This window comes from Streptomyces sp. AC627_RSS907 (assembly GCF_019049165.1).
The window spans coordinates 46942-57826 of the sequence record NZ_JAGMUE010000715.1 but is presented as its reverse complement, the minus strand read 5'-3'; the positions used below and the strand labels follow the sequence as shown (position 1 = coordinate 57826).

Annotated in this window: 13 protein-coding genes; 7 read left to right on the top strand and 6 right to left on the bottom strand. The window is 73.6% G+C overall.

The features are described 5' to 3' along the window. Positions 1-452: 452 nt before the first annotated feature. Both KUM32_RS38220 and KUM32_RS38215 read left to right on the top strand, forming a co-directional pair. Positions 453-1115 carry a hypothetical protein gene (locus tag KUM32_RS38220; RefSeq protein WP_217146415.1) on the top strand — a complete coding sequence of 221 codons (663 nt, stop codon included), beginning with the start codon at positions 453-455 and terminating at the stop codon, positions 1113-1115. A 10-nt stretch (positions 1116-1125) separates the two neighbouring features. After that, entirely contained in the window at positions 1126-2223 is a 1098-nt protein-coding gene (locus tag KUM32_RS38215; protein WP_254406695.1) for a GNAT family N-acetyltransferase, read from the top strand. Here KUM32_RS38215 and KUM32_RS38210 read toward each other — a convergent pair. Both KUM32_RS38210 and KUM32_RS38205 read right to left on the bottom strand, forming a co-directional pair. Then, positions 2205-2483, bottom strand: coding sequence for a DUF4031 domain-containing protein (locus KUM32_RS38210; protein ID WP_217146414.1), 279 nt, complete (start codon positions 2481-2483; stop codon positions 2205-2207). The two genes, KUM32_RS38215 and KUM32_RS38210, sit on opposite strands and share 19 nt — an antisense overlap. A 13-nt stretch (positions 2484-2496) precedes the next feature. Next, entirely contained in the window at positions 2497-2880 is a 384-nt protein-coding gene (locus KUM32_RS38205) for a hypothetical protein (RefSeq protein ID WP_217146413.1), read from the bottom strand. A 55-nt stretch (positions 2881-2935) separates the two neighbouring features. Here KUM32_RS38205 and KUM32_RS38200 point away from each other — a divergent pair, with 55 nt between their 5' ends. The 3 genes from KUM32_RS38200 to KUM32_RS38190 all read left to right on the top strand — a co-directional run bounded on the left by KUM32_RS38200 (position 2936) and on the right by KUM32_RS38190 (position 5543). Next, entirely contained in the window at positions 2936-3871 is a 936-nt protein-coding gene (locus KUM32_RS38200) for a MurR/RpiR family transcriptional regulator (RefSeq protein WP_217146412.1), read from the top strand. A 123-nt stretch (positions 3872-3994) separates the two neighbouring features. After that, positions 3995-4930: an N-acetylmuramic acid 6-phosphate etherase gene (gene murQ, locus KUM32_RS38195; protein WP_217146411.1), complete on the top strand. Its 936-nt coding sequence runs from the start codon at positions 3995-3997 to the stop codon at positions 4928-4930. 43 nt (positions 4931-4973) lie between these two features. Beyond that, positions 4974-5543 carry a hypothetical protein gene (locus KUM32_RS38190; protein WP_217146410.1) on the top strand — a complete coding sequence of 190 codons (570 nt, stop codon included), beginning with the start codon at positions 4974-4976 and terminating at the stop codon, positions 5541-5543. Between the two features lie 32 nt (positions 5544-5575). Here the strand turns inward: KUM32_RS38190 and KUM32_RS38185 are convergent, their stop codons facing one another. Continuing rightward, positions 5576-5965 (bottom strand): hypothetical protein, encoded by a 390-nt coding sequence (locus tag KUM32_RS38185; RefSeq protein ID WP_217146409.1) that lies wholly within the window; start codon positions 5963-5965, stop codon positions 5576-5578. Positions 5966-6083: 118 nt separating this feature from the next. Between KUM32_RS38185 and KUM32_RS38180 the strand changes: the two genes are divergently transcribed. After that, entirely contained in the window at positions 6084-6923 is an 840-nt protein-coding gene (locus KUM32_RS38180; RefSeq protein WP_217146408.1) for a helix-turn-helix transcriptional regulator, read from the top strand. Beyond that, positions 6907-7182: a DUF397 domain-containing protein gene (locus KUM32_RS38175; RefSeq protein ID WP_217146407.1), complete on the top strand. Its 276-nt coding sequence runs from the start codon at positions 6907-6909 to the stop codon at positions 7180-7182. Before KUM32_RS38180 ends, KUM32_RS38175 begins: the two co-directional genes overlap by 17 nt. Here KUM32_RS38175 and KUM32_RS38170 read toward each other — a convergent pair. From KUM32_RS38170 to groL, 3 genes are all read right to left on the bottom strand, one after another. Continuing rightward, complete coding sequence (locus tag KUM32_RS38170) at positions 7157-7516, bottom strand: hypothetical protein (protein WP_217146406.1); 360 nt, start codon at positions 7514-7516, stop codon at positions 7157-7159. The two genes, KUM32_RS38175 and KUM32_RS38170, sit on opposite strands and share 26 nt — an antisense overlap. Next, entirely contained in the window at positions 7513-9042 is a 1530-nt protein-coding gene (locus KUM32_RS38165; protein WP_217146405.1) for a carboxylesterase/lipase family protein, read from the bottom strand. Before KUM32_RS38165 ends, KUM32_RS38170 begins: the two co-directional genes overlap by 4 nt. 183 nt (positions 9043-9225) lie before the next feature. After that, the gene (groL, locus tag KUM32_RS38160) at positions 9226-10851 is read right to left on the bottom strand and encodes a chaperonin GroEL (RefSeq protein WP_217146404.1); all 1626 of its coding nucleotides are present in this window, start codon (positions 10849-10851) and stop codon (positions 9226-9228) included. Positions 10852-10885: the final 34 nt, after the last annotated feature.

The window sequence follows — 10885 nt, the reverse complement described above, 5'->3', positions numbered from 1 at the left end:
CCGCCCCTCAAGCGCCCGGCCGCCCGGCCGCCAACTCCACGTTCCCCTGCCCCGCCTCCACCCAGCCCCTCAGCCCTTCCGCCCGGCCCCACGGCCACCCAGGCCCCACGGCCGCCCGGCCCACAGCCCCTCAGCCCTTCGGCCCGGCCCCACGGCCGTCCGGCCACTCAACCCGACGGCCACCGGCCCTCAACCCCACGGCCGCCCGGCGCACTCGCCGCCCGGTCAGCGCCCCGGCGGGACGTCCAGCCCGGCGGGGCGCGGCGAGGTGTCGGCCCGGCGGGGCGTCCGGCCCGGCGGGGCGTCCGGCCCGGCGAGGTGTCGGCCCGGCGAGGTGTCGGCCCGGCGGGGCGTCCGGCCCGGCGGCGCAGAGGGCGGCGGGCCCGGCACCGTGTCTCCCCGCACCGGCCCGTCCCCGGCGCCCGTACCCCGCCCGCTGGAAGAATGCGCGCATGGCCGACCTCGACGCCCTGCGCTCCCGCTTCGCCCGTGCCCTCCACGGAGCCAGGAGCCCCGCACCCGGGCCGGACCCGGCGCCGTACGCCGACAACCTGCTCGCCCGCTGGCAGGAGCCCCAGCGCCACTACCACACGCTCGCCCACCTGACCGCGGTCCTGGACCACGTCGACGTCCTGGAGGAGCACGCCGGCCACCCGGACGTCGTACGCCTCGCCGCCTGGTTCCACGACGCGGTCTACCTGCCCGACCGGTCCGAGAACGAGGAGCGCTCGGCCCGTCTCGCCGAGCGCGCGCTGACCGAGGCCGGGGTCCCGGCGGAGCGCACCGCCGAGGTGGCACGGCTCGTCCGCCTCACCGTGACCCACGCCCCGGCCGCCGACGACCGCGACGGCCAGGTGCTGTGCGACGCGGACCTGGCCGTCCTCGCCTCGCCCCCGTCGGCGTACGCGGCGTACACGGCGGCCGTCCGCGAGGAGTACCACTTCGTGCCGAACGACGCCTTCCGCGAGGGCCGGGCCGCGGTCCTGCGCCAACTCCTCGGCCTGCCCCGGCTGTTCCACACCCCGCACGGACGGCGGGAGTGGGAGGCGACCGCCCGCTACAACATCCGGGGCGAGCTGGAAATGCTGTCGCTCCCGGACACCCCGGCCCCGTAGCCTGCCCGGCATGCGGACCATGGGTGGGGACCAGGTGGAAGAGGCCGTCGCGAGCGCCGTCGCACTGTTGCGGACGGCGACGGACCGGGACTGGAAGGCGGCACGGGCCGGCGGCCTGGAGTGGAGCTGCCGGTACACGGCGGAGCACATCGCGGGCGACCTCATCGCCTACGCGGGGCAGCTGGCCGGACGCGCCACCGAGGCGTACGTCCCCTTCGAGATCACCCTGGACGGCACCGACGACGGCCTGGACCCCGCCGACAACGAGGGCGTCCTCCAGGTGATCGAGACGACCGGCGCCCTGCTCGCCGCCACCCTCCGCACCACCCCGCCCGAGGTCCGCGCCTTCCACCCGTACCCCTTCCGCAGCGCCGGCCGCGAGGGCTTCGCCGCCATGGGGGTCACCGAGGTGCTGGCGCACACGCACGACATCGCCGAAGGACTCGGGCTGGCCTACGAGCCGCCCGCCGGGCTGTGCGAGGACGTCCTCACCCGGATCTTCCCGCACGTCCGGCCCGGCACCGACCCCTGGCGCACCCTGCTGTGGGCCACCGGCCGCGGCGAACTGCCCGGACGCGCCCCGGTCACCGAGTGGCGCTGGTGCAACAACCTCGTGATCCCGGCCGAGCGCCTCACCCTCCAGGGCGTCACGCCCGCCGCCGCCACCGACCTGGCCGCGGGCGGCGACGGCGGCTTCACGTGGGTCGACGGCGGGCCGTTCCAGGGCACGCGGGACGCCGCCGGGATGCTGCTGAAGGCGTACGAGGAGGGCGTGCACCGCCCGGAGTGGGGCGTGTTCGCGCTCGTCCGCCGGGAGGACGGCCGCGCGGTCGGCGGCATGGGCTTCCACGGGGCGCCGGACGAGGACGGCCGGGTGGAGATCGGCTACGACCTCGCCGAGGCCGCCCGCGGCCAGGGCTACGCCACCGAGGGCCTGCGCACGCTGTCCGCGTGGGCGCTCGCCCGCGAGGAGGTGACGTCCGTGTGCGCCACCACGGAGCCGGACAACACCGCGTCGCAGGCCGTCATCGCCCGCGCCGGTTTCACCCGGGTAGCCGCGGAGGACACCGAGGACACCGCGCAGTTCGCCTACGAGCTGCGCGGCTGAGCGGAGCCCTTGCGCCGGCGCAGCCCCGCCCCGTGCAGCAGCCGCACCACCTCGCGGCTGCTGACCTGCCGGGCACCGGCGCGGACGGCGTCGGCGTACCGGTGGGCGGGGACGTCGTAGTGGTCGCGTTCGAAGGCGCGGCGCGGCACGCCCAGCCGCTCGGCGAACGCGTGCAGTTCGGCGTAGGAGACGTCGCTGACGAGGTGGGACCACATGCGGCCGTGGCCCGGCCAGGTCGGCGGATCGATGTAGACGGTCACCGGGCGGGCCCCGTCACGAGGGCCGCACGTCACCGGTGGCCGTGCCCAGCGAGCCGACCGCCGCGACCTTCACGCCCGCCTTGCCGCACACCCAGTGCGGGTCGGGGCCCAGTTCCGGCTCGACGTCCAGCGCGTGCGGGTCGCCGGAGCCGCACACCGGGCACAGCGGCCAGCGGCCGTACCGCTCCAGGAGAGCGTCCTGCACGTCCTGCGCGACCAGACCGGCCACGAACTCCGCGCCCTCGGGCCACTGCTCGACCCACCAGCGCCGCCGCACGACGGACTCCTCGACCAGCGACACGACGTCCGGCTCGGCGACCTCGCCCGCCACCAGGTCGGCCAGCACGAGGGCACGCGCGGCGTGCAGCGCCTGCTCCAGGGGGCTGATGGGGTCCATGCACCCATTGTGCGCACTCTTGACCCACGAACCGAAACGAAAATATCTTTCATGAGTGACCGATGAAGTGAAGGAAACTTTCGCAGGCGCGGGCGGCCCCCGGACCTCACTTCCCGTGCCCGCCGCCCTCGCCGCCAAGGTGCGGACCCTGGCGCCGTCGATGACCCGTTCCATGCAGCGGGTCGCCGAGGCCGTCGCGGGCGACCCGGCCGGCTGCTCGGCGCTCACGGTCACCGGCCTCGCCGAGCTCACCGGCACCAGCGAGGCGACCGTCGTGCGCACCGCCCGGCTGCTCGGCTACCCCGGCTACCGCGACCTGCGCCTCGCGCTCGCCGGACTCGCCGCGCAGCAGCAGTCCGGCCGCGCGCCCGCCATCACGACCGACATCGCGGTCGACGACCCGATCGCCGACGTCGTCGCCAAGCTGGCCTACGACGAGCAGCAGACCCTCGCCGACACCGCCGCCGGCCTGGACACCGTCCAGCTCGGCGCGGCCGCCGCCGCACTCGCCGCCGCCCGCCGCACCGACGTGTACGGCATCGGCGCCTCCGGGCTGGTCGCCCAGGACCTCACCCAGAAGCTCCTGCGCATAGGGCTCATAGCCCACGCCCCCAGCGACCCGCACCTCGCCGTCACCAACGCCGTGCAACTGCGCGCCGGGGACGTCGCCCTCGCGATCACGCACTCCGGGTCGACGGGGGACGTCATCGAACCGCTGCGGGTCGCCTTCGAACACGGCGCGACGACCGTCGCCATCACCGGCCGCCCCGACAGCCCCGTCACGCAGTACGCCGACCACGTGCTGACCACGTCCACGTCCCGGGAGAGCGAGCTGCGGCCGGCGGCGATGTCGTCGCGGACGAGTCAGCTGCTGGTCGTGGACTGCCTGTTCGTGGGGGTGGCGCAGCGGACCTACGAGTCGGCGGCGCCGGCGCTGGCGGCCTCCTACGAGGCGTTGGCTCACCGGCACGGGTCGCGCGGTAGACCGTAGGCCTGACCACCCCGGGCGCAGCGGGCCGGGGCCGGCCGGCCGCGCCCACGCGGCGAGCCGCACACCGACACGGCCCGCCCCCGGGCACGTACCGACACCGAAGTGGAAAAGAGCCGCTCCCTCATGACCTCCACCCCCCAGCACCCCGACCTGCGTTCCCAGTTGGAGACCCTGACCACCGAGGCGTTCCGGCCCGAGCTGGCCGAGATCGACCGGATGCCCACGGTGGAGATCGCCCGGCTGATGAACGGCGAGGACACCGCCGTGCCCGCCGCCGTCGCCGAGCGGCTGCCGGAGATCGCCGCCGCCATCGACGCCGTGGCCGCCCGCATGAGGCGCGGCGGCCGGCTGGTCTACGCGGGCGCCGGCACGGCGGGCCGGCTCGGCGTGCTGGACGCCTCGGAGTGCCCGCCCACCTTCAACACCGCCCCCGGGCAGGTCGTCGGCCTGATCGCGGGCGGCCCGGACGCCATGGTCACCTCCGTCGAGGGCGCCGAGGACTCGGCCGGCCTGGCCCGCACCGACCTGGACGCCCTCGCCCTCACCCCCGACGACACGGTGGTCGGGGTCTCCGCCTCCGGCCGCACGCCCTACGCCGTCGGCGCCGTCGAGCACGCCCGCGCGCTCGGCGCCCTGACCATCGGCCTGGCCTGCAACCGGGGCAGCGCCCTGGCCGCCGCCGCCGAGCACGGCATCGAGGTCGTCACCGGCCCCGAGCTGATCACCGGCTCCACCCGCCTGAAGGCCGGTACGGCGCAGAAGCTGGTCCTGAACATGCTGTCGACGATCACGATGATCCGGCTCGGCAAGACCTACGGGAACCTGATGGTGGACGTCCGCGCCTCCAACGAGAAGCTGCGCGCCCGCTCCCGCCGGATCGTCGCGCTCGCCACCGGGGCCCCCGACGACGAGATCGAGAGGGCCCTGACCGCCACCGACGGCGAGGTCAAGAACGCCATCCTGGCCCTGCTGGCCGACGTGGACGGTCCGACGGCCGCCCGCCTCCTGGAGGACTCCGGCGGCCACCTGCGCGCCGCACTGGCCGCGGCAGGCGACTGACGCGCGCTCGGGGCCGCCGGCGCGGTGTGCGACGCTGGGGGACATGAACCACGCCCAGCTGACCGCCCTGGGCCGCGCCCTGCGTCTCCTCGGTGAGCACGGCGAGGCCCTGACCGCCGACACGCCGGAGGCCAAGCTGCACGAGGTCCGCGCGGACCTGAAGCGTGCGCTGGACCAGCTGGAGGAGAGCGTCACGACGGCGGCCCCCAGCACCCGCTGCCCCGAGCACCCGAACGGCCCGGTCGACAAGGCCGCCCCCGACCTGTGCCTGCTGTGCGAGACCCGGCGCCGCACCGCCCGCCGCGCCGAGTACGACGGCGGGCCGCTCCCGGCCCGGCCCACCGAGCCGGTCCCGTCCCGGTACGGGGTGCGCGGCGACCGGCCGCAGCCCCAGCAGCGCTGGCTGCCCGAGCTGTGGAACGGGCAGACCTGGCAGCTGTGCGGCACCCCGCGCCGCGACCGGCGCGAGGCCGAGCTGTACATCGCGGCCCAGCTGCGCGGGCCCCGCGCGGCCATGGCGTACCGGCTCGTCCACGAGTTCACGGACTACGAGGTCCTGCGGGTGTGGGGGACGCCGGTACGGATGGACGTCGAACCGATGGGCGGCGTCTGAGCCACCGCAGCGGTGGGGCTTCGCGGGACGGGTCACTTGGTGACGCTCTCCTGGTTGGCTCTGCGCAGCCGGGCCCGCATCACCTCCTCCGGCGACGCGTCCACCACCGACGCCTTCGGGCAGTCCCACTCCCGGCCCCCGCCGACCGGCCGCAACCGCACGCTGCCGCCGGCGTGCTCCATGACCTCCCCCACTCGCCCGTCCCGCACGTCCACGGCGTGCGTCCCGATCGCCGGCCGCTCACCCCGCACCACCGACGCCAGCCGCTCGGCGACACGGACGTTGCAGCGCCCCAGCTCGACCAGGGCGAACGGCTCCTCGCTCGCGCCGGTCACGGGATCGACGCACAGGGACGGCAGCACGACACCGACGCCCACGAGGGCCTGCCGCAGGGACTCGACGACTTCTTCGGTCGACCGCACCCTTCCTCACCTCCACGCTGAGTTTTCCATTCGCTACACAGCGTGTCTGCCCCGCCTCTAACCTGGCCATACAGGGCGCCCCAACAACCGTTGCTGTACGACCGGGAGTTCCGTTGCCATGCCTGGACCGAAAGACCTCGACCCGTCGTCGTCCCCCCGCGCCCTGCTGGGCGCCGAACTGCGCCACGCCCGCGAGAAGGCCGGGCTGAGCCAGGAGGACCTGGGCGGCCGGCTGTTCGTCAGCGGCTCGTTCATCGGACAACTGGAGTCCGGCACGCGCAGGATGCAGCCGGAGTACGCACGACTGCTGGACGAGGCGCTGGGGACGGAGGACTTCTTCCAACGGAACTGCGCGGCGTCGGCGAAGTCGAAGTATCCCGAGCATTTCGCCGAGGCGGCGGAGGCGGAGGCGACCGCCAAGGAGATCAGGGAGTACGCGCCGCTGCTGATCCCTGGCCTGCTGCAAACGCCCGCGTACACGCGCGCGGTGTGTCGGGCCTACCAGCCAACGGCACCGGACGCGGTGATCGAGGCACTGGTGGCGGCCCGGATGGACCGCACACGTCTCCTCGACGATCCAACAGGGCCCCTGTTGTGGGTGGTGCTGGACGAAGCCGCGTTGCGGCGGGTGACAGGGGGGCGTGAGGTGATGGCCGAGGCACTCGGCCACATCGTGGGCCTGGTCCGTCAGAGTCGGATCATCGTGCAGGTGCTGCCGTTCGATGCGGGAGCGCATGCTGCGATGGAGGGTGCCATCAAGCTGATGGACTTCGAGGGCGCGCCGTCGTTGGCCTACTTCGAAGGTGTCGGCACCGGGCGGCTCGAAGACGACCCCGCCACCGTGCGCTACCAGCGGCAGACCTTCGACCTCCTCTCGGCCTGCGCGCTGTCCCCTCAGAACTCCCTGGCTCTTGTCGAAACGATGGCGCACGATTACTCGCATGAGGAGAACCCCTGAGTACCATCTGGACGGAGCCGACTGGCACAGGTCCAGCTACAGCGGCGGCAGCGGTGGCAACTGCCTGGAGATCGCCCGCTGGCGCAAGTCCAGCTACAGCGCAGGCGACGGCGGCGACTGCCTGGAAGTCGCCGCCGGAGACCCCGCCACCGTCCCCGTCCGCGACTCCAAGAACCCGCACGGACCGAGGCTCCTCTTCCGGGCCGAGGCGTGGTCGGCCTTCGTCAGCGATCTCAAGGCGCCCCCGGCTTCCCGGTGACCGTCGGGGGTGCCCTGAGGACGGCGACGGACAGGCCCGCCAGGCCGTAGGCCAGGAGGAGGCCGCCGGCCAGCCAGTCGTCCGACGCCTCTTCCTCCTGGGCCTTCTTCTGCTGGTCGTACGTCCGGGTGCCCGCCGACCGGCCGTCGGCGAAGTCGTACAGGTCGCACGTCTCGCCCGGCTTCATCGCGCCGGACCTCTCGGCGTCGCCGTACTCCTTGATGACGCCGTCGCAGTGCGGGGTGCCGCCCGCGGTCGCCGCCCCGCCCAGGAAGAACGCGCCGGCGACCGCGGGCAGGAGGAAGAGGCCCGGCACGAGACCCCGCCGCGTCACACCCCCGGCCCCACCAGAGGCAGCGCAGCGAACTCGTGGCCCTCCCACATCCGCCGCACCGCCTCCTCGGGGTACGGCGCGACGACGGGCTCGGCGTCCAGGACCTGCACCAGGCGGCGTTCCGTGTCGTAGGCGGGCCAGCCGGGGTCGCCCGTGCGCGCGAAGGACGTCCACGAGGTCCGGAAGCGCGAGGACAGGGCCAGCGCCTGCGGGGACGGCTCCGCACCGGCGAAGAGGAGGGCGCCGAGGTCGGCGTGGTAGGTGCCGAAGAGGAGGGGGATGTCCAGGCCGTGGCAGGCACCGAGGGCGCCGCCGTTGCCCGGGGCCGGCCAGGTCAGCTCGTAGGCGTGGGCCCGGCCGCCGCCCGCGAGGTGGGCCTCGGCCAGGTGCAGCGACGGCATGGCGAACAGCCAGTCCGTCTGGACGCGTTCGTACAGCTCACCGGGGGACGCCTCGGGGAAGGCGGCGCGGTAGGACCGCTCGCCGTCCGGGCCGGGCCCGAAGAGGCGCAGGGCCGACACGGCACGCTCGTCCGTGATCTGGCCCAGCTGTCCGGCCATGGCGATGAAGAGGCGGAACTCGTCGCGGTTGTGGCCGACGAGCAGCTCCACGTCGCGGGACGCGCCGGACGCGAGCGCCTGCCAGGGCGCGGCCGGCAGCACCTCGCCGTCCACGACCGGCGCGTACGGGGTGGCCGTGGGCGCGGCCTGGCCCCAGCGGTCGACGTACTGGAGCATCTTCGCGGACAGGGACTGGCCCACCTTGACCAGCTCGCCGGGGGCCACGGCCGACAGGTCGGCGACGGTCGGGCGCAGGCCGGCCTCGGCGGCGAGGGCGGTGCCGACGTCCCGGGCGAGCTCGTCGGAGAAGAACGTGCCCGGCACGCTCTGGGCGACGGCCCGCCGGAACAGCCCGGCCGCGCGGTCCATGGCCAGCAGCGAGGCGACCGAACCGGCGCCCGCCGACTCGCCGAAGACGGTGACCTGGTCCGGGTCGCCGCCGAACGCCGCGATGTTGTCCCGTACCCACTCCAGCGCGGCCACCTGGTCGAGCAGGCCCCGGTTGGCGGGGGCGCCCTCGATGTGGGCGAAACCCTCCATGCCGACGCGGTAGTTGAAGCTGACGACGACGAGGTCGCCGTCCTCGGCGATGCGGCGGGCGTCGTAGCCGGGGCTGCCGGCGTACCCGAGCTTGTAGGCGCCGCCGTAGATCCACACCATCACCGGGCGGCGCGCGGCCGGGTCGGGAGCGGGGGTCCAGACGTTGACCGTCAGCCAGTCGTCGCCCTCGGGGGCGTCGAGTACGCCGGTGGTGCCCGCGATGCCCAGGTCCTGCGGGGGCGGCGGACCGAAGGCGCAGGCCTCGCGTATGCCGTCCCAGGCGCGGGCGGGACGCGGGGCGGCGAACCGGTCCGGGCCCACCGGCGGTGCGGCGAACGGGATGCCGCGGAAGACGGTCAGGGCGCCCTCGGTCCGGCCGCGCACCGCACCGGCGACGGTGCGCACCACGGGTTCGTTCGTACTCATCGATCACTCCTCTGGTTGCCGCTGGACGTACGCCAGTTGGTGACCTGTGGACCCTACGCCGTGGTGCGCACGGCGTTCGGCCGAGGGTCTTCAGCGACGCCGCGACGCCCCGAGGGCGGCACCCCCTGCCGGAACAGGGAGTACCGCCCTCGGAACGTAGGACAGTGATCGACCAGGGGCCGGTCAGAAGTCCATGTCACCGCCCGGCATGCCGCCCGGAGCACCGGCCGCGGCGGCCTTCTCCGGCTTGTCGGCGATGACGGCCTCGGTGGTGAGGAACAGCGCGGCGATGGAGGCGGCGTTCTGCAGCGCGGAACGGGTCACCTTCGCCGGGTCGATGATGCCCTCGGCGATCATGTCGACGTACTCGCCGGTCGCGGCGTTCAGGCCGTGGCCGACCTGGAGGTTGCGGACCTTCTCCACGACGACGCCGCCCTCGAGACCACCGTTGACGGCGATCTGCTTCAGCGGGGCCTCCAGGGCGAGCTTCACGGCGTTGGCGCCGGTCGCCTCGTCACCCGTGAGCTCCAGCTTCTCGAAGACCTGGGAGGCCTGGAGCAGGGCCACGCCACCACCGGCGACGATGCCCTCCTCGACGGCCGCCTTCGCGTTGCGAACGGCGTCCTCGATGCGGTGCTTGCGCTCCTTGAGCTCGACCTCGGTGGCGGCACCGGCCTTGATGACGGCCACGCCGCCGGCCAGCTTCGCCAGACGCTCCTGGAGCTTCTCGCGGTCGTAGTCCGAGTCGCTGTTGTCGATCTCGGCGCGGATCTGGTTGACGCGGCCCTGGACCTGGTCGGCCGAGCCGGCGCCGTCCACGATCGTGGTCTCGTCCTTGGTGATGACGACCTTGCGCGCCTTGCCCAGCAGGTCGAGCGTGGCGTTCTCCAGCTTGAGGCCGACCTCCTCGGAGATGACCTCGCCGCCCGTGAGGATGGCGATGTCGCCGAGCATGGCCTTGCGGCGGTCGCCGAAGCCCGGGGCCTTGACGGCGACGGACTTGAAGGTGCCGCGGATCTTGTTGACGACCAGGGTCGACAGGGCCTCGCCCTCGACGTCCTCGGCGATGATCAGCAGCGGCTTGCCCGACTGCATGACCTTCTCCAGGAGCGGGAGCAGGTCCTTGACGTTGGAGATCTTGGAGTTCGCGATCAGGATGTACGGGTCGTCGAGGACGGCCTCCATACGCTCCATGTCGGTGGCGAAGTACGCCGAGATGTAGCCCTTGTCGAAGCGCATACCCTCGGTGAGCTCCAGCTCCAGACCGAAGGTCTGGGACTCCTCGACGGTGATGACGCCTTCCTTGCCGACCTTGTCCATGGCCTCGGCGATGAGCTCGCCGATCTGGGTGTCGGCGGCGGAGATGGAGGCCGTGGAGGCGATCTGCTCCTTGGTCTCGACATCCTTGGCCTGCTCGAGCAGGGCGGCGGAGACGGCCTCGACGGCCTTCTCGATGCCGCGCTTGAGGGCCATCGGGTTGGCGCCGGCCGCGACGTTGCGCAGGCCTTCCTTGACCAGGGCCTGGGCGAGGACGGTCGCGGTGGTCGTACCGTCACCGGCGACGTCGTCCGTCTTCTTGGCGACTTCCTTGACCAGCTCGGCGCCGATCTTCTCGTACGGGTCCTCGAGCTCGATCTCCTTGGCGATGGAGACACCATCGTTGGTGATCGTGGGGGCGCCCCACTTCTTCTCGAGGACGACGTTGCGGCCCTTGGGGCCGAGCGTCACCTTGACGGCGTCCGCGAGCTGGTTCATGCCGCGCTCGAGGCCGCGCCGCGCCTCCTCGTCGAACGCGATGATCTTGGCCATGTGAAGTGGTCCCTCCAGGACTGGGGGTGATTCC

What these genes read in the sequence shown, in the direction of transcription:
- KUM32_RS38220 (WP_217146415.1), top strand. Translation starts at nt 453, where the DNA reads ATGGCCGACCTCGACGCCCTGCGCTCCCGCTTCGCCCGTGCCCTCCAC.
- KUM32_RS38215 (WP_254406695.1), top strand. Translation starts at nt 1,126, where the DNA reads ATGCGGACCATGGGTGGGGACCAGGTGGAAGAGGCCGTCGCGAGCGCC.
- KUM32_RS38205 (WP_217146413.1), bottom strand. Translation starts at nt 2,880, where the DNA reads ATGGACCCCATCAGCCCCCTGGAGCAGGCGCTGCACGCCGCGCGTGCC.
- murQ (WP_217146411.1), top strand. Translation starts at nt 3,995, where the DNA reads ATGACCTCCACCCCCCAGCACCCCGACCTGCGTTCCCAGTTGGAGACC.
- KUM32_RS38190 (WP_217146410.1), top strand. Translation starts at nt 4,974, where the DNA reads ATGAACCACGCCCAGCTGACCGCCCTGGGCCGCGCCCTGCGTCTCCTC.
- KUM32_RS38180 (WP_217146408.1), top strand. Translation starts at nt 6,084, where the DNA reads ATGCCTGGACCGAAAGACCTCGACCCGTCGTCGTCCCCCCGCGCCCTG.
- KUM32_RS38175 (WP_217146407.1), top strand. Translation starts at nt 6,907, where the DNA reads ATGAGGAGAACCCCTGAGTACCATCTGGACGGAGCCGACTGGCACAGG.
- KUM32_RS38165 (WP_217146405.1), bottom strand. Translation starts at nt 9,042, where the DNA reads ATGAGTACGAACGAACCCGTGGTGCGCACCGTCGCCGGTGCGGTGCGC.
- groL (WP_217146404.1), bottom strand. Translation starts at nt 10,851, where the DNA reads ATGGCCAAGATCATCGCGTTCGACGAGGAGGCGCGGCGCGGCCTCGAG.